General features: G+C 67.0%; 15 protein-coding genes. 5 read left to right on the top strand and 10 right to left on the bottom strand.

Going from position 1 to position 18,275, the window contains the following annotated elements; genetic code table 11:
* Positions 1–362: 362 nt before the first annotated feature.
* Entirely contained in the window at positions 363–983 is a 621-nt protein-coding gene (locus tag V1Y59_RS17995; RefSeq protein ID WP_330506306.1) for a LysE/ArgO family amino acid transporter, read from the bottom strand.
* Between the two features lie 92 nt (positions 984–1,075).
* On the opposite strand from V1Y59_RS17995, the gene V1Y59_RS17990 reads away from it, so the two are divergent.
* Together V1Y59_RS17990 and V1Y59_RS17985 are read left to right on the top strand one after the other, a co-directional pair.
* Positions 1,076–1,987 (top strand): LysR family transcriptional regulator ArgP, encoded by a 912-nt coding sequence (locus V1Y59_RS17990; protein WP_330506305.1) that lies wholly within the window; start codon positions 1,076–1,078, stop codon positions 1,985–1,987.
* Between the two features lie 31 nt (positions 1,988–2,018).
* Positions 2,019–3,902 carry an alkyl/aryl-sulfatase gene (locus V1Y59_RS17985; protein WP_330506304.1) on the top strand — a complete coding sequence of 628 codons (1,884 nt, stop codon included), beginning with the start codon at positions 2,019–2,021 and terminating at the stop codon, positions 3,900–3,902.
* 10 nt (positions 3,903–3,912) lie between these two features.
* On the opposite strand, the gene V1Y59_RS17980 is transcribed toward V1Y59_RS17985, so the two are convergent.
* The 3 genes from V1Y59_RS17980 to ku all read right to left on the bottom strand — a co-directional run bounded on the left by V1Y59_RS17980 (position 3,913) and on the right by ku (position 8,062).
* The gene (locus V1Y59_RS17980; protein ID WP_330506303.1) at positions 3,913–5,226 is read right to left on the bottom strand and encodes an MFS transporter; all 1,314 of its coding nucleotides are present in this window, start codon (positions 5,224–5,226) and stop codon (positions 3,913–3,915) included.
* Positions 5,227–5,334: 108 nt separating this feature from the next.
* The gene (locus V1Y59_RS17975) at positions 5,335–6,969 is read right to left on the bottom strand and encodes an HNH endonuclease signature motif containing protein (RefSeq protein ID WP_431309217.1); all 1,635 of its coding nucleotides are present in this window, start codon (positions 6,967–6,969) and stop codon (positions 5,335–5,337) included.
* A gap of 142 nt (positions 6,970–7,111) precedes the next feature.
* On the bottom strand, positions 7,112–8,062 hold the full coding sequence (ku, locus tag V1Y59_RS17970; RefSeq protein WP_488803376.1) for a non-homologous end joining protein Ku: 951 nt from the start codon (positions 8,060–8,062) through the stop codon (positions 7,112–7,114).
* A gap of 84 nt (positions 8,063–8,146) precedes the next feature.
* On the opposite strand from ku, the gene V1Y59_RS17965 reads away from it, so the two are divergent.
* A complete protein-coding gene (locus V1Y59_RS17965) occupies positions 8,147–10,588 on the top strand; it encodes an ATP-dependent DNA ligase (protein WP_330506301.1) in 2,442 nt (813 codons plus the stop codon).
* 28 nt (positions 10,589–10,616) lie between these two features.
* Positions 10,617–11,372, top strand: a complete 756-nt coding sequence (locus tag V1Y59_RS17960) for a dienelactone hydrolase family protein (protein ID WP_431309216.1) — start codon at positions 10,617–10,619, stop codon at positions 11,370–11,372.
* 21 nt (positions 11,373–11,393) lie between these two features.
* On the opposite strand, the gene V1Y59_RS17955 is transcribed toward V1Y59_RS17960, so the two are convergent.
* Positions 11,394–12,248, bottom strand: coding sequence for an SDR family NAD(P)-dependent oxidoreductase (locus tag V1Y59_RS17955; RefSeq protein ID WP_330506300.1), 855 nt, complete (start codon positions 12,246–12,248; stop codon positions 11,394–11,396).
* A gap of 134 nt (positions 12,249–12,382) precedes the next feature.
* Between V1Y59_RS17955 and V1Y59_RS17950 the strand changes: the two genes are divergently transcribed.
* On the top strand, positions 12,383–13,141 hold the full coding sequence (locus tag V1Y59_RS17950) for a metallophosphoesterase (RefSeq protein WP_330506299.1): 759 nt from the start codon (positions 12,383–12,385) through the stop codon (positions 13,139–13,141).
* A gap of 12 nt (positions 13,142–13,153) precedes the next feature.
* Here V1Y59_RS17950 and V1Y59_RS17945 read toward each other — a convergent pair whose 3' ends face one another.
* The 5 genes from V1Y59_RS17945 to V1Y59_RS17925 are packed head-to-tail and all read right to left on the bottom strand — an operon-like array spanning position 13,154 to position 18,265.
* The gene (locus V1Y59_RS17945) at positions 13,154–13,624 is read right to left on the bottom strand and encodes a nucleoside deaminase (protein WP_330506298.1); all 471 of its coding nucleotides are present in this window, start codon (positions 13,622–13,624) and stop codon (positions 13,154–13,156) included.
* Positions 13,621–14,601: an ornithine cyclodeaminase family protein gene (locus V1Y59_RS17940; RefSeq protein ID WP_330506297.1), complete on the bottom strand. Its 981-nt coding sequence runs from the start codon at positions 14,599–14,601 to the stop codon at positions 13,621–13,623. The genes V1Y59_RS17945 and V1Y59_RS17940 overlap by 4 nt, the downstream gene beginning before the upstream one ends.
* 48 nt (positions 14,602–14,649) lie before the next feature.
* Entirely contained in the window at positions 14,650–15,576 is a 927-nt protein-coding gene (locus V1Y59_RS17935; RefSeq protein WP_330506296.1) for an ABC transporter permease, read from the bottom strand.
* The gene (locus V1Y59_RS17930) at positions 15,573–16,727 is read right to left on the bottom strand and encodes an ABC transporter permease (RefSeq protein ID WP_431309215.1); all 1,155 of its coding nucleotides are present in this window, start codon (positions 16,725–16,727) and stop codon (positions 15,573–15,575) included. Before V1Y59_RS17930 ends, V1Y59_RS17935 begins: the two co-directional genes overlap by 4 nt.
* Positions 16,724–18,265: an ABC transporter ATP-binding protein gene (locus tag V1Y59_RS17925; protein ID WP_330506295.1), complete on the bottom strand. Its 1,542-nt coding sequence runs from the start codon at positions 18,263–18,265 to the stop codon at positions 16,724–16,726. The genes V1Y59_RS17930 and V1Y59_RS17925 overlap by 4 nt, the downstream gene beginning before the upstream one ends.
* Positions 18,266–18,275: the final 10 nt, after the last annotated feature.

Raw genomic sequence — 18,275 nt, 5'->3', positions numbered from 1 at the left:
CTCGCCGGGGCGGGTGGACAGGACAGTGAAGAGTCACAACCACTGGTTGGACACGGTCCTTATCAGGTCACACCCGCCCCGGCCTTTCAAGGCCACATCTCTGGTTCTCACAGCAGCCGAGCAGGCTTCCCGGGCCGACAGGTCACTGGTGAAGGACACACCCACCGGGAGCGGTCAGTCACGAAGAAGGTCAGACCCGACAGCCTCCTCGACTACCCACCATCATCCTCACTGTCACGAAGGGTCACGAAGGGGCCCACCCCCCGGTCCCTGAGGAGCGAGCTTGCGAGCGTATCGAAGGGCCCTTCGTGACGGGCCTCCGCAAGCTCCGGCCCTCCTCAGGGATCGGTGGTGACGCCCACCTACACCGACGCAATCAGCACCGCTCCCATCGCGAGCATCACGACCGCGACGACGGCGTCGAGCAGACGCCACGACCGCGGCGATGCGAAGAACCGGGAGAGCTTGGTGGCGCCGCTGCCCAAGGTGGCGAACCACAGCAGACTGGCCAGACAGGCGCCGATTGCGAACGCCCACTTGGCATTTCCGTGGCTGTTGGCGATGGCGCCCATGGTGAGCACCGTGTCGAGGTAGACGTGCGGATTGAGCCAGGTCAGCGCCAGCGCCATACCGACGGCCGCCCACCGGCTCACCGTCGACGCCTCGTGCGCGTTGGCGACGATAGCGTCGCTGCTGCGCACGCATCGCCGCGCCGCCAGAAGCCCGAGCGCGATCACGTATCCGCCGCCGAGGATCTTGGCGATCGTGACGACACCGGGATGCGCGGCCACGAGCGCGCCGAGGCCCGCAACTCCCGCGACGATCAACACCACGTCGGAGATCGCGCACACCACAACCACCGGAACAACGTGCGCTCGGGCAACGCCCTGTCGGAGCACGAAGACATTCTGGGGGCCGATCGCGATGATCAGGCCGGCACCGGTCAGGAGACCGGCGATGGCAGCGAGGACGTACGTGGTCATGTCATCGACGGTAAAAATCCTCAGCTGAACAATCCAGCGAATGTTTTTCACGAATCATGAACTGAACTTAAGATCGGCCCTAGGATCGGGACATGGAGATCACCCAGGACGGTGTCCAAACACTCGCAGCAGTGTTGCGGGAGGGCACCTTCGACGGCGCCGCGTCGGCGTTGCACCTCACCCCGTCTGCGGTGAGTCAACGGATCAAGGCCCTCGAGGCTGCGGTCGGCCGGGTCGTGGTGCGCCGGACCAAGCCGGCCACCGCAACGTCCGACGGCGAGATCCTGGTGCGCCTCGCCAAGCAGTGGGATCTGCTGGTGGCCGAGGCCCGCGCCGAACTGCTCGGCGGCACCGACGACGACGCGGAGGCCCGGGTCCATCTGCCGATCGCGGCCAACGCGGACTCCCTGGCAACCTGGTTTCTCCCCGTCATCGCGCAGATGCAGGCCGAGCACCCGGTCGCGGTCGAGGTGTTGCGCGACGACGAGAGCCAGAACAGCCGGTTCCTGCGGTCGGGAGAAGTGTTGGGCGCCATCACCTCTGACCCACTCGGAATCCGCGGGTGTACCACACGCGCACTGGGTGCGATGCGGTATCTGCCTGTGGCCACACCGGAGTTCGTCGCCCGCTGGATGCCCGACGGCCCGTCATGGGAGGCGTTCTCCCGAGCACCGATGGTGCTCTTCGACCGCAACGACTACATCCAGCGCAACGTCCTCACCCGGCTCGCCGACGGCCCCGTCTCGCCGCCGATCAGTTTCGTGCCGGCGTCGACGGAGTTCCATCGCGCCGTCGAGCTGGGCATGGGTTGGGGCGCCGTTCCCGAGGTCCAGATCGCCGACGCCCTCCGCGACGGGCGGGTGGTGCGGATCGTCGACGACCACGTCGACGTTCCGCTGTACTGGCAGTACTGGAAGCTCAGCTCACCGATTCTCGACGCACTCACCGAACTGACGGTGGCCGCTGCGACGGAGCATCTCGTTCGCCCGGCGCACGCTGATTGACGCGGCACCGCGACATCGATCTAATGGCACCATGACTCAGGGTCCACGAAATCCGATCGAATCCGTAGTGTCGAGTCACCAGAAACTCCTGGACGAGTTGCCATTTGACGACACAACCGACTTCGAGGACGCGAAGCGCGGGCTCATCGCCACGGCGGACTCGTGTGTCATCCGCAACGAGGACGGCGGTGTGGTGTGGGACAACGACTCGTACGCCTTCGTCAGCGGCCAGGCACCGGAGTCCGTCAATCCGAGTCTGTGGCGACAATCGACACTGACGTCGATGCAGGGCCTGTACGAGGTGATCCCCGACCTCGTCTATCAGGTGCGCGGGTTCGACGCGTCCAACCTGACGTTGATCGAGGGCGATCAGGGCGTGATCGCGGTGGACCCATTGGTCTCTGCCGAGACGGCCGCCGCCGCCCTCGACCTCTATCGCGAGCATCGCGGACAGCGGCCGGTCACTGCCGTGATCTACACGCACTGCCACGCCGACCACTACGGCGGTGTCAAGGGTGTCACCACCCAGGAGGACGTCGATGCCGGCCGCTGCGCGGTGTTCGCACCCGAGAAGTTCGTGGAACATCTGGTCACCGAATGGGTGTACGCCGGCGGGGCGATGGCGCGCCGGATCAGCTACATGTACGGCACCGTGCTCGATCGCGGTCCGCAGGGACAGGTGGGAGTCGGTCTCGGACAGACGAATTCAACGGGCGCGATCACCCTGATCAATCCCACGATCGAGATCACCGAAACCGGCCAGGAGCACACGGTCGACGGTCTTCGGATCGTGTTCCAGCTCGCGCCGGGCACCGAGGCGCCTGCCGAGATGCACTTCTATCTGCCCGACCATCAGGCCCTCTGCGTCGCCGAGAACGCCACGCACACCCAGCACAACCTGCTCACTCTCCGCGGCGCCGAAGTGCGTGACGCTCATGCATGGGCCCACTATGTGCAGGAGATGATCGACATGTTCGGCCGCACCGCCGAGACGATCTTCTCCCCGCACCACTGGCCGATGTGGGGGAACGAACGCATCGTCGAGTTCCTGTCCCTACAGCGAGATCTGTACGCCTACATGCACGATCAGACGCTGCGACTGCTCAACAAGGGCTACACCGGCATCGAGATCGCCGAGATGATGACCCTCCCACCAGCCCTGGAGAAGGCGTGGCACACACGCGGCTACTACGGGTCCGTCAGCCACAACGTCAAGGCGATCTACCAGCGCTACATGGGCTGGTTCGACGGGAATCCCGCACACCTGTGGCAGCATCCGCCGGAGGAGCAGGGCAAGCGGTACGTGGAGTACATGGGCGGGTCGGCCGCGGTGCTCGAGCGGGCCCGGAAGTCCTTCGACGACGGCGATCTGCGCTGGGTGGCCGAAGTGGTGAGCCACGTCGTGTTCGCCGAGCCGGACAACACCGAGGCCAAGGAACTACTCGCCGACGCCCTGGAGCAACTCGGGTACGGCGCCGAGAACGGCACCTGGCGCAACATCTATCTCGCCGGCGCCTACGAGCTGCGACGCGGCAACTTCGGCACCCCGGTCTCCAGCCGGTCGGCCGACACCCTCGCGCAGCTCACGCCGCCGCAGATCTTCGACGCCCTGGCCGTCCAGATCGACGGACCCCGCTCGTGGGACGACGTCATCAAGCTCGACGTGGTGCTGCCCGACGCCGACACCACCTATCGGGTGCTGTTGCGCAACGGAGTGCTGACCCACACGGCGGCACCGGCTTCGACGCCCGCCGACGTGACGATCACTGTGCCGGCGAACCGCCTGTTCGCCGCACTCACGGCCGCCGACCCCACCGACGCGGGCGCGCAGATAAGCGGCGACGGTTCTGCCTTGGCTCGCCTGGCCGGCTACATCGATGCACCCGACCCGGACTTCGAGATCGTCATGCCCTGAGCGGAGAGGCTCAACTGAGCGGGGTCACCTCTTTGATCTCCAGCCGCAGTGGATGTTCGATCTCGTCGCGCCACAGTCGTGCCGCGAGGTAGAAGGCGACCGCCACGGGCACCGGGAGCAGGCCGGCCAAAAGGAAGGTGGCGGTGAGTCCGATGGCGTGACTGATCGGCGCGGCCAGCGCCATCGACACCGGCATCAGCGCAACGGAGACGAAGAAGTCGAGGCTCGCGATCCGGCCCAGCAGCTCCGGTGGCACCCGACGCTGCAACAGCGTCCCCCACAGCACCATCGGTCCGTCGAACATCACGCCCATCAGGAAGCCGGCGGCGACGAACATCCATGTCGAGTCGGCGACACCCATGATCACCAAGGGAATGCTGGAGAACGTCCAGATGCCGAACATCAGGGACAGATACCGGCGCGGCATCGGGATCGACGCGAAGACGAGCGACGATGCGGCGGCTCCGATGCCGAACCCGGCCAGTACCAGGGCGTGATCACCGGCCCCGCCGTCCGCGCGATCCTGCAGCGCGAACGGCACCAGCACCTCGATCGGCCCCATCACCGCAAGCACGAGGATGCACGAGAAGAACAGGGTCGCCCACAGCCACGGCGTCCGCCACATGTAGGCGAATCCCTCGACCAGGTCGGCGACGACCGACCGCACCGGATGCGCGGCGGTGGCGGTCAGGTCGCGCCGCACGGCGACCGGCGCCATCGCCACATACGCCATCGCCGATGACGCACTCGCCAGGCCGGCCAGCACGATGGCTGCGGCAGGTGAGGCGATCGAGATGGCGCCGCCGGCCACCATCGGGCCGATGGCCTGGAAGATCACCGGACGGAGGAAACCCTCGATCCCGTTGGCCGCCTGCAGTTGTGCAGCTTCCACCACGCTCGGCAGCAACGCCGAGTATGCCGGGTAGTACATACCCATCGTGATGCCGCCGACGAGGGACGCCCCGACCAGCACCGGCAGCGACAACACTCCCAGCATCCCGGCGACACCCACGATCCCGAAGGCGACGAGCTTCACCAGCTCCAGTCCGATCATTATGCGCCGCTGGGAGACCCGGTCGGCGAGGATGCCGCCGGCCAGCGTGGACACGACCATTCCCACCGCGGCGACGCCGGTCACCACGGCGAGTTGTCCGGGACCGCCGCCGAGTTCGATGACCTGCCACACCACGCCGACGGTCCAGACACCGTCGGCGAACATGGCCAGTATCAGTCCGAGTACGAGCAGCCGGTATTGCCGCAGCGCGAAGGGTTTCAGCGCTGTGGGGAGGCGGGTCTCGATGCCGCCGTCTACCGGGGTGCTCACCTATCCAGCTTGGCCCAACGCCGGGTCAGGCGGCCACTGCTTTTCCGAGCAGCACCCGTGACCTCTGTCATGCGCGACGCACCGATCACCGGTGGTCGACGCCGGTCCTCATCGAGAGTTCTCGAACAGCATCAGTGCGAGGCGTGCTTCAACGACCGAGAACGGTGGTGGGATCGTCTCGGTGAGGTGCAGGGCATCGCGGCCCGGCGCCTGTGCGCCGGGTGGCGACTGAGTCTCGGGTGGCTCCCCGGTGTCGGAGTGGATGCGGGCACGCACCTGCTCGAGCTCGTCGCGGTACATGGCGGCGATGTCGGGGCGCCGGTTGACCCGCTGCGGGTTGGGTGGCGCGTGCGGGTCGCTGTTGCGCCGCCACCAGGTGCGTCCGGCATCGGGGCCGTCGGCGTAGACGCCGGTGGTGAACTGCCCGCGTTTGGGGCCGACCATCCGGTTGTGCCGCGGGCACGCCGGGGCCAGGTCGGTGATGTCGGTCAACCCGCCGTCGGCGAAATCGGCCACCGCATGATGCATTTCGACGTGGGTGGCCGGCTGATCACAGTCGGGTGCCGAGCACACCTCCCCATCCGGGCGGGCGAACGACATCAGACGTTGCGCTTGCGACGCCAACCGTTTGGCCCGCCCCAGATACAGCGGTAGCGCGGTGGCATCGGCGAACACCGCCAGATACTGCTGGGCATCGGCGGCCAGCCGGATCACCTCGTCGATCGGCAACGTCGACCCGGTCGCGGTCACCCCGACCCCGGATTCGCGGATCAGGTCGTTGAGATCGGCTTTGATGATCAACTGCACCGGCAGACCACGATGCGAAGTACCGAGCAGCCCGTCGCGAAACACCGCCCGCAGCAGCGCCGCCAACGCGTCATGGTTGCGTTGGGCCTTGGACCGATGATCGCGGCCGGCGGCCGCGGTGAGGGCGTCGGGGTCGGCGTCGTCTTCACCGCCGCTCGGCGAATCGGGATCCTCGGGGTTGTTGAGTCCGGGTTTGGCCCACACCGCCAACAGCGTGTCCAACAGTGCGCGGGTTTCCGGGTCCAGATGGCCGGTCAGTTTCGACATCTGTTGCGCGTTGGCCCGGTTGACCCACAGATTGCGGCGCCGTTTGCGGTCGCTGTCGTCGGTCAACTCCCCGTCCGGGTCCAGGTGGTCCAGCAAACGCTGCCCCAACGTGGTGATCTCGGCCGGGGTGTGGGTGCGCGCCAACCCCGACAGGGTGGCCTCGGCGGCCACCTGACGGTCATGAGGCAACCGGTGCGGCAGGGCGTCGAGGAATTCCACGGCAGTGTCCACATGTGCCGGACCCACCTCGCCGTCGGCGAACGCCTCGGAAAGGGTCGGATACTTCGGCTCGCCGCGTTGCCCGTCGAGCTGGGCGAAGCGGGCCGTCGCGGTCATCTGCTCACGCCGCCGCTGCGGCTGCGACACCCGCAGTTCGGCGTTCATGAAATTGCTGAAACTGCGAAACCCCATCGCGCGGGGCACATCCCGATCCGACAACTCCAGCATCTGCCGGTTCCCTTGAAACAGCATCCGGTTGATCGCCCGTTCCTGGGCTTTGGCCACCGCGACCAACTCGGCATCAGCGCACCGCGACAGATCCGCACCGGCCAACCGATCCAGCAGGGCATGCATCTCGGCGAGCAGACCAGGAACCTCCGACAACGACCCGTCCACCTCGTCCGCAGCGCAGTCAGCGCCAGAATCGGTGTCGTCATGGTGTTCGGTCATCGTCACCCCCCGGCAGACCATTCATCCGAACGTATGTTCGAGAGTAGACCTGATTCGCGCAGCCGTCAACCCCCGACCACCACCACTTGATTCGTCCATCGGAGGACCCGAAGACAACGAGCAAGAAGTACTGCCGGAATCGTCAGGCGGACTTCTTGGCCGCCGATTTCTTCGCCGTCGACTTCTTTGCCGCGGCCTTTTTGGCGGGCGCCTTCTTCGCCGCAGTCTTCTTGGCGGGCGACTTCTTCGCTGCGGCCTTCTTGGCCGGTGCCTTCTTCGTGGACTTGTCGTCGTCCTTGGACGACCCGTCCGAGGAATCCTTGTCCTTCACCGACGCCCGCAGAGCGGCCAGCAGATCGGCGACTTCCGAGTCCTCGTCTTCCTCGGGCTCCTCGTCGCTCTCCGGGAACGCCTCGGCACCGTCGGCTTTCGCCTCCACGAGCTTCGACAACTCGTTTTGATAGCGGTCCTCGAACTCCGACGGGTCGAAGTCCTTGGCCATGGTCTCGATGAGTGACGCCGCCATGTCGAGCTCTTGCGGCCGGATCTCGGTGTCCTCCTCGAGGAACGGGAAGTCGGCGGCGCGCACCTCGTCGGGCCACAGCAGCGTCTGTAACGTCATCACGCCGTCGACGACACGCAGCGCCGCCAACCGTGTGCGGTTGCGCAACGTGAACTGCGCGATGGCGAGCCGCTCGGTCTTCTGCAGAGCCTGCGCGAGCAGCGCATACGCCTTCGGAGACTTCGACGACGGCTCGAGGTAGTAGGGCTTGTCGAAGTAGATCGGGTCGACCTGCTCGGTCGGCACGAACTCGAGGATCGAGATCTCCGGGCTCTTCTGCACGGGCAGTGTCGCCAGATCCTCTTTGGTGAGGATCACCGTTTCACCGGAGTCGGTTTCGTAGGCATTGGCGATGTCGGAGTAGTCGACCTCGGTGTCGGTGCCCTCCCGAACGCGGCGATACCGAATCCGTGTGCCGTCCTTCGAGTCGACCTGATACGACTTCCGGTCGTGGCTTTCCGTGGCCGAGTACACCTTGACCGGCACGTTGACCAGGCCAAAGCTAAGATCGCCCTTCCAGATCGAGCGCATGGGGTTCATTGTGCCACCCGTTTGCGAAAACCTCGGCGCTCAATGGGAGATCGACCGGGCGATCGAGCGTGGACAATGGTCGTCATGGCCGGTGGTGAGACCCTCGACGTCGACGGGCGTCGTATCCCGATCACCAACCTCGACAAGGTGCTCTACCCCGATACCGGAACACGGAAATTCGAGGTCATCGACTACTACTCGCGGATCGCCGACGTGATGCTGCCGCATCTCGACGGTCGCCCGATCACCCGCAAGCGGTGGCCGAACGGTGTCGAATCGATGCCGTTCTTCGAGAAGGACCTTCCGTCGTCCGCGCCGGAGTGGCTCGAGCGATTCGGCGAGCAGCACAGCAAGCGGGTGATCACCTATCCATTGGCGTCGTCGCGTGCCGATCTGGTGTGGTTCGGCCAGATGGCCGCGCTCGAGCTCCACACACCGCAGTGGCGGGTGCCCGAACCCGATTCGGGTCCGCCCAAGGCCGATCGTCTCGTCCTCGATCTCGATCCCGGGCCGGGCGTTCCGCTGTCCCAGTGCGCCGAGGTCGCACTGATGATCCGGGACATGCTGGCCGCGGCCGGGCTGACCGCGTTCCCGGTGACGAGCGGCGGCAAGGGGATGCACCTGTACGCGCGGTTCGACCGGCTGGTCTCCCCCGACGCCGCCCGCACCGTGGCCAAGCAGATCGCGACGAGCCTCGCCAACGCCCATCCCGACGACATCACCGCGACGATGGCGAAGTCGGTTCGCGACCACAAGGTGTTCATCGACTGGAGTCAGAACAGCGGCTCCAAGACGACGCTCGCGCCGTATTCGATGCGTGGCCGCGAGCAACCGTGGGTGGCGGCACCGCGGACCTGGGATGAACTCTCCGACCCCGACATCGCACAGTTGCTGTTCGACGAGGTGCTCGACCGCGTCGACTCCGAGGGCGACCTGTTGGCGGACCTCGACGTCCCCCTGACCCGTTCGATCCCTGAGGAGACCCGGAGCGCTAGCGGAGGGTCGTCACGAAGGGCCACCCCCCAGAAAACCAACACCGAGAGCCCCCCAACCGCACAGGAACTCATCAAGGCAACCGCCGATCCCCCTGTTCCCGACCCCGTCGTCAGCCTCGGCGAGTATCGCCGCAAACGCGACGCCGGCAAGACCCCCGAACCGTTCGGCGACGACGCACACCGCGAACGCCAGGAGTCCGGCAACACCTCCGAGGGCCCGATCTTCGTGATCCAGGAGCATCATGCCCGCCGGTTGCACTACGACTTCCGGCTCGAGCGCGACGGCGTGCTGGTGTCGTGGGCGGTGCCGAAGAACCTGCCCGACGACCCGGGGCAGAACCGGCTCGCGGTGCACACCGAGGATCACCCGATGGACTACGCCGACTTCGAAGGTGACATCCCCGCAGGCGAATACGGCGGCGGGCACGTCGAGATCTGGGACCGCGGCACCTATGAAACGGAGAAGTGGCGCGACAACGAGGTCATCGTCCGCCTCCACGGGGAGCGAATCCAGGGGCGCTACGCCCTGATCCGAACCGGTGACAAGAACTGGCTGGCGCACTTGATGAGCGACGAGCCGCGGCCGATCCTGCCGGACAGCCTGCGCGATCCGCGGCCGATGCTGGCCACCGACGAGTCGATCGAGAACCTCGACGGCCGCGACTGGGCATTCGAGGGTAAGTGGGATGGCTACCGAATCCTGTTGCGCTCCATCGACGGGAACTTCCGACTCACCTCGCGCTCGGGTATCGACATGACCAAGGATTTTCCCGAGTTGCGTTCCATCGCCGACGATCTGGGTCTCATCGACGTCGTCCTCGACGGCGAGGTCGTGGCCCTCGACGCCAGCGGTCGCACCAACTTCACGCTGCTGTCGGCGCGGAATGCCACCGAGGAGGACCTGACCCTCAAGCTGTACATCTTCGACGTCCTGTACCTCAACGGCACCTCGCTGCTGCGACGGCCGTGGTCGCAACGTCGCGAGGTGCTCGAGGAGATCGCACCCCTGCTGTCGCGGTCGGCCTACGCCGAAGTGCCGCCGCTGTTGTCGGGTCCGGGCCGCGCGGCCGTCGAGGAGAGCCGCGAGCAAGGGTACGAGGGCGTCATCGCCAAGCGGCGGACGTCGACGTATCAGCAGGGTCGCCGCACCACCCAATGGCTCAAGCACAAGAACTGGAGTGACATCGAGGTGGTGGTCGGCGGCTACCGCCCGGGGCGAGGGAACCGCGCCAACACCATCGGATCGCTGTTGCTCGGACTACCCGAGGAAACCGGTCTGCGCTACGTCGGCCGGGTGGGCACCGGCTTCTCCGATGCCCAATTGCGCATGCTGGCCGAAGAACTGGAGTCCTTGCGGATCAACCGATGCCCGTTCGTGGACAAACTGGACCGGCCGGTGGCTTCCAGCGCGATCTGGGTGTTGCCCAAGATCGTCGGCGAGGTCCGATTCATGGACTGGACCACCACCGGCCACCTGCGTCACCCGAGCTGGCGCGGAATCCGGCGGGACAAACTACCAGGTGACCTGTGAGAGAAGCCGATCCGAGGAGAGGACCACTGTGCCCGACGAGATGATCGACATCCGCACCGACGACGGCGTCGCGGACGCGTATCTCACCCGACCGGACGGTGTTTCCGGACCGCTGCCGGGCGTGCTGTTCGTCATCGACGCCATCGGCCTACGACCCCGGACCAAGGAGATGGCCGATCGGATCGCGTCGTGGGGGTATGTCGTGTTGGCGCCCAACGTCTTCTACCGTCACGGCACCGCAACGGAACTCGAGCCCACCCTCGACCTCACCGACCCGGACAGCCGCCGTCCGTTCTTCGCGCAGGCGATGCCCCGGGTCCACGCCCTCACCGACGACTTGGCCGAGGCCGACCTGTCGCGCTACCTCGACACGCTGCGCGGACTCGACGATGTCGCCGACGGGTCGGTCGGCGCCACCGGTTACTGCGCCGGCGGGCGATGGGCGCTGCTGGCGGCCGCCACCCGACCGGATGTCGTCGGCGCGATCGGCATGTTCCACACCGGCGGGCTGGTGACCGACGATTCCGCCAGCCCCCACCTGCGCCTGCCGAGGGTTCGCGCCGAGATCCTGGCGATCCACGCCGACCGGGACGCGACGATGCCTCCCGAGGCGATCGCGATGTTCGAGCACGCGTTGACCAGTTCCGGCGTCACTCACCACGCGACTGTGTATCCCGGTGCGCCACACGGATACACCATGTCGGACACTGCCGCTTTTCATCCGGAGGCCACCGAGGAGCACTTCGACGCGTTGCGGTCGTTGTTCGCCCGTAAGCTTCACTGAGCCGCACTTCGGCGGCGGGGATCAGAGCTTCTGGCGCTGCCGCTGCTGCGCAACGAACTTGGTCGCCAGATGTTGCATCACGCCGGGCGCGAGCCGGGAGAACCGCCAGGCCATCCGGGCCTGCGCCGGGACGACGAGCAACGGCCGGTTGCGGTCGATGGCCTCGAGGGTCTCGGCCGCCAGGCGGTCGGCGGGGTACGCGGCGCGCACGCCCTGCCCGGACAGGTAATACGACCGGCCGCTGAAGCCACCGACCCCCGGGCCGTCGAGCAACGGCGTCTCGACGGCCGCCGGGCACAGCGCGAGGACGCCGACACCGTGGGCGGCCGCCTCGGTGCGCAATGCCAGGGACAGCCCGACGACGGCGTGCTTGGTCATGACGTAACTCGTGAGCAGACCGGCAGCGGTGAGACCGGCCATGGACGCGGTGTTCACGATGTGCCCGGACCGCTGGCGGATCATGTGCGGGTAGGCGGCGGTGACCCCGTGCACGACACCTCGGATGTTCACGTCGATGATCGAGTCCCATTGCGCCGGGCTGAGCATCTCGGTGTTGCCGCCCAGTGCGAAACCCGCGTTGTTGAACATGAGGTCGATTCGCCCCGCACGGTCGACCGTGGCGTCGACGAGCGCGCGAACCGCATCCCCATCGGTCACGTCGAGCCGGGCCGCCCGCACTGTGCCGCGACCGCTCGCGAGCCCCCTGGCGATTCGGTCGGCGGCCTCGCCGTCGATGTCGGTGCAGACGACATCGGCTCCCGCGTCGACGAGGGCAGTGGTGAGCGCAGCCCCGATGCCTGATCCGCCGCCGGTCACGATCGCTGTTCGACCCGTCCACCGATCCGGATCGGCGCCACGAACGAGAACACGTTTCACCCGCTGACCGTGTCACCCCGCGACCGCGGCTGTCAACGAGGTCCCGCGGGTGGACGCGGCCGGACCACGCCCTCATCGTGCCTTCTCGCGGACGCTTGGCTAGCCTCAGGTGAGTCAGTGACCAAGGAGCGTGTGTGTTCGTCGTCGCCCACATCAGCGACCCTCATTTCAACGGCACGCGGTACAACCGCCGCCGGATCGAGGCGACGCTCGACTACATCCACGCACGCGCGCACGGGATCGACGCGCTGCTGGTGACCGGCGACATCACCGACGAGGGCAGCGAGTCCGAGTACCGCGAGGCGCACGGCGTGCTCTACAGCCCGTTGCCGATGCTGATCACCGCCGGAAACCATGATCACCGCGAACGTTTCAACGCCGGCCTCCTGGGACGGGAGAGCAGTGCGCCGGTCAACCGGTCACAGCTCATCGACGGTGTGCTGTTCGTGGTCTGCGACAGCTCCATCCCCGGCCGCAACGACGGCCACATCGCCGACGAGACGCTGGCCTGGATGTCGGCGGAGATCGCCGCGGCAGGCGCCCAGACACCGGTCGTGGTTGCGTTTCACCATCCCCCGGTGACGCTGGGCATGGACTTCATGGACTCGATTCGCCAGACCGGCGAGGAGCGTCTCGCGGCGCTGGTGTCCGAGTACCCGAACATCGTGGGCTTCGTCTGCGGGCACGCGCACAGCCCGTCGGTCACCACCTTCGCGGGACGACCCCTCGCGATCGCGCCCGGCGTCGCATCCACACTGAATCTTCCGTTCGAGGGCACCGAGGTCGTCAACCGCGGACAGCCGCCGGGCATCGCCTTCCATTTCCTGCTCGGCCTCGACGAGGGGCCCGATACGTGGCGCCTCGTCACCCACTTCCGATCGGTGATGTTCTAGTACCCCGCTAGTTCACGGTGTCGCGTATCGTCCCATCACCCGCAACGCCTCTGCTTCGAGGAGCGGCCCATCCACCACGGTCGCTGCGTCGCTCGTCGCGATGACCTCGGCACATGTCGACCGGAACTGCGGACCGTCGGGCAGGATCTCCGTGAACGCGGCCGACGATGCGGCGAATACGATCCGACCGATGCCGGCCCACACACATGCCGCGGTGCACATGGGACACGGCTCGCCACTGGCGTATACGGTTGCGTCCGTGAGCCGTTCGCCGAATCCGGCGTCGATCGCCGAACGCAACGCGACCAGTTCCGCGTGCGCGGTGATGTCGCCGGTGGAGCCGACCTGGTTGTAGCCCTCGGCGACACCAGCGCCGTCCACGACGACCACGCTGCCGAACGGCCGATTCCCCTCCTCGCCGGCGAGTTGGGCCAGATCGATGCTGCGCTGCAGGAACTCTCGATCACGATCCGGATTGGTCACCCCGCCAGCTCCACGGTCATCCCGACACCCCGCTCGGTGGCGGCATCGACCAGCAGGCGCGCGGTGACGAGATCCTGCAGCCCGATCCCGACGGAATTGAACAGAGTGATCTCGTCGTCCTCGGACCTACCTCGTTCGGGCTCGACGATCACGTCGCCGAGTTCGATCGCGACGTCGTCGGCCGTCAGGTGGCCTTCCTCGATGGCGAGCACCACGTCTCCCGATTTTGCCAGCGCGGTGGACCGGCTGTCCACGACGACGCGCGCCGCAGCCATGGCCGCGCCGTCGATCTCACGGTGATCCGCCCGCGGCGGGGCACCGACGACATTGATGTGCAATCCGGCCCGAAACCAACCGCCCTCGACGATCGGGTCACGCGACGGCGTCAGCGTACACACGACATCGGCCGCCGACACCACCTGCCGCGGGGAATCGGCCGACTCCACCTCGATGTCGAGATCTGCCACGGCAGAACGGAATCGGTCCACGGTCGCGGTACTCCGCGACCACACGAACACCTTGTCGATCGGACGGATTCGGGCGATCGACCGGGTGTGTTCCACCGCAAGCGTGCCCGCCCCGATCAGACCGAGCGATGTGCTCGAGGTGCGCGACAGGTGGGCCGTGGCGACGGCGCTGGCGGCCGCGGTGCGGATCGCCGTGATCAACCGCCCGTCGATCACCGCCTCGCATTCGCCAGTGTCGGCGGACATGAGGAGGATCGTCGACCGCTGCGCCGGGTGTCCCGCGTCCCGGTTGAACGGCATGTCCGACAACATCTTCACGGCACTGCAGCGCTGCCGCCGGGCGGAGGCCGCCATCGGCAGGACCGTACCGCCATCGATCGGCAGCATCGACGGCGCCGGGTTGGCGGCGGCGCCGGTGGACAGGTCGATGTGTGCCTGTTCGACCGCGGCGTAGACCGCCGCCCGGTCGATCAGGTCGACCACATCGGAATGGGTGAGGACGATGGCCATCACTGGGCCCTTTCTCGTGCCTTGACGTAGTTCTCGGACAGGGGCGGGTCAGATGCGACCGACATAGGGGACGGTGAGACACGATGGGGCCTTGCGCCCACCGACGAACCCGGCGACGGCCACGATCGCGATGACGTAGGGCAGCATCACCAGCAGCGCGTAGGGGATGTCGACACCCATCGCCGGCAAGGCGAACTGCAGGGCCCCCGCCACCCCGAAGAACAGCGTGGCGACGACGACTCCACCCACCTTCCACCGACCGGCTATCACCGCGACAACAGCCAGGTACCCCATCCCGGCCGTCATGTTCTCGCCGAACGACCGAACCTCGGACAGGGCCAATTGCGCACCCGCGAGACCGCCTGTGCCGGCCGCGATCATCACACCGAGGACCCGTATCCGGTTGACCGCCAGCCCGGTCCAGCCAGCCGAGGTGGCGTCTTCACCGATCGCGTCGATGCGGATACCTGCCATCGTCCGGGCGGAGAAGACGACGGCGAGCAGTGCGACAACGAGCAGGCAGAGGTATCCGAGCAGAGTCTGGCCGAACAGGGCAGGCCCGACGATGGGCAGGTCGGTGAGGACCGGGATGTGGATGTCGTCGAATGCCGGCACTCCGTTGCCCCTTCCGTCGGCGAGCAGGATGCGCGCACCGAAGGTGGTGAGTCCGAGCGCCAGCGCGTTCGCGGCGATCCCGATGACGATCTGATCCGCCTTGAACCGAACACTCAGCAACGCGTTCATGACACCGAAGATCAATCCGGCGGCGATCCCCGCGACGACACCGGCCGCTGCGGAGCCGGTGGTGGCAGCGGCGAGGACGCTGGTGAATGCGCCGCAGAGCATGATCCCCTCCATGCTGAGGTTGAGCACACCGGCCCGTTCACTGATGGACTCGCCCGTCGCGGCGAGAAGGATCGGGATGGCGAATGCCGCTCCACTGGTGAAGATCTCGGTGATCATGTCGGTGCTCATGCGGGTACTTCCTCGGTGTCTACGCTCGGCCGTCCGGCCTGCTTACCTGCGGATTCGACGGAACGTGTCGACGACGACGATGCCCACCATGCGGCGGCGGCGATCAGGAGGACGAGAACACTCTCCACGACGGTGATCGTCGACGACGGCACCCCCGCCTCCAGCTGGAGGTTGATCCCACCGGAGACCAGGAAACCGAACAACAGCGAGACTGCTGCCACCGCGGTCATCGACCCGCGGGCCAGGAGTCCGACGACGAGCCCACTGAATCCGAAGCCGGACGAGAACCCCTCGGCCAGTACGAACGGTGCGGTGGTGACGAGCAGTCCGCCGGCGAGCCCGGCACATCCGCCCGCGGCGGTGAGGCCGAGAAATGCCGTGCGATCAATGGGCACCCCCAACCGCGCCGCCGCCGATGGCGACAGGCCGACGGATCTCAATCGCATGCCGATAGCACTGTTACGCAACATGATACCGATCAGGATTGCCAGGACGACGGCCAGTGCGATCGCAATCGTCGCGGGATTCCCGGTGAATCCCAGCAGCGGTAGGTGCGTCGACTCGGCCAGCGACTCCGACTGCGGCAACGTCTCCGATGACGTCACGGGCTGACGCAGCAGCGCGGCTTCGTGCACCATCAGCACGACCATCGCCAGGCCGACGAAGTTGAGCAGGAGCGTGGTGATGATCTCGCTGGCACCTCGTCGCACCTTGAGCCAGGCAGCTATCGCCGCCCACAGCGCGCCACCGAGGACCGCGGCTAACAAGGTGATCGGGATGGCGACCGCCGACGGCACCGAGTCCGGCAACGAGACCCCGACGGCGGTCGCGCCGATGCCGCCGAGGCAGATCTGCCCTTCGCCACCGACATTGACGAGTCCGGCCCGGTAGGCGATCGTGAAGCCGATCGCGACCAGCATCAACACGGCCGCACTGTTCATCGACGTACCCACTGCGAACGGCGATCCCAGGGTTCCGTCGACCAGGGCACGGGCCACCGTCGCCGGACTCGCCCCGGCCGCGGCAGCCAGTGCGAGGCCGACCGCGGCAGCGACCAGTAGCGCGCAGAGTCCGACCACGATCGGGCTCCGAGGGCTCGGGGTCGTACCCGATAGCCGGGACCGCACCCGGGTGGGGAAGCTGGTCATCATGCGACTCCTGTGAGTAGGTTGCCGATCTCGCGTGCGGCGTCCGGCGCGTGGGTGTCGACGGAGCCGTGCAACCCACCTCGATAGGCGACGACGATGCGGTCGCACACCGACAACAGTTCGTCGAGTTCACTCGAGGTCACCAGGACGGCGGCGCCATCGTCGGCTGCGGCCCGGAGCCGGTCGAGGATGAAGGCGACGGCACCGACGTCGAGACCTCGGGTCGGCTGCGCGGCGACGACGACCCGCAACCCGGGTGTGCCGAGTTCTCTGGCGAGAACGACCTTTTGCTGATTTCCGCCGGACAGACTGCCGATCGGTGCGTCGGGCCCCGGGGCACGGATATCGAACTCGGTGATGGCCGCCAGCGCGTCGGATCGCATCCGGGTCCGGTCGAGCAGGCCCCACCGGCGATAGTGTGAAAGCCTTGGCATCGCCAGATTCTCGGCGATACTCATACCGCCGATCATCCCCTCGGCGTGGCGGTCCTCTGGGATAACCGCGAGGCCTGCGCGCGTCCGGTGGGCCGGCGTCGCCATGGTCAGGTCCGCGTCGTCGATCGTCACCGTGCCCTCGTCGGGACGTAGCGACCCCGAGAGGACGGAGGTCAGTTCCGACTGCCCGTTGCCCTCGACACCGGCGATCCCGACGATCTCGCCGGCTCGGACCTCGAGGTCGACCCCGGCGAGGCCGACGCGGCCATCCTGATGGGTCACGCCGACCCCGTTGACCCGCAGGCAGACCGGAGCGGATTCGCTGGTTCGCCGGGGAGGGCGCGACGGGGCGGACAGCGGCGCCGCCTGCCCGAGCATGAGCTCGAGCAGGTCGGATCGCGTGACGTCGGCGAGCCGTCCACCGCCGACCACGGTGCCGTCCCGCAGCACGGTGGCCTCGTCGGCGACCCGGGCGACCTCACCCAGTTTGTGGGTGATCAGCACGACCGACTTTCCGTCGGCCGCCAACGCCATACAGGTCTCGATGAGGGCGTCGATCTCGGCCGGGTCGAGGACTGCCGTCGGTTCGTCGAGCAGGATCAGGCGCGGGTCGTTCAGCAGGGACTTGACGATCTCCACCCGCTGTCGCGCGCCGACACTGAGCTCTTTCACCATCGCCGCCGGGTCTACCCGGAGACCGTAGTCGTCGGCGATGCGATCGAGATCGGCCTGCAGTCGGCTGCGCGGTGGACGGAATCCTCCGGAGCCGAGCAGAAGGTTGTCGGCGACCGTCATGGTCGGGATCAGCGAGAAGTGCTGGTGCACCATGGCCACACCGGCATCGATCGCGTCTGCCGGGCCGGCGGGCCGGTACTCTTTGTCGCCGAGGACCATCCGACCGGCATCCGGCGACACCGTCCCGAAGATGGTGTTGCACAAGGTTGACTTGCCTGCGCCGTTCTCGCCGAGAATGCAGTGCACCGCGCCGGTACGGATGGACATGGTCACGTCGCGTAGTGCCCGTACCGTCCCGAAGGTCTTGGCCACCGAGTCAAGAGTGAGCAGCGAGTCCGTCCCGGTCACCGGGATGTCCGTGGTGATCGACATCTCGGGCGGC

The organism is Gordonia prachuapensis (assembly GCF_036350515.1).
GTDB lineage: Bacteria > Actinomycetota > Actinomycetes > Mycobacteriales > Mycobacteriaceae > Gordonia > Gordonia prachuapensis.
This window is presented reverse-complemented; position numbering and strand designations above follow the sequence as displayed.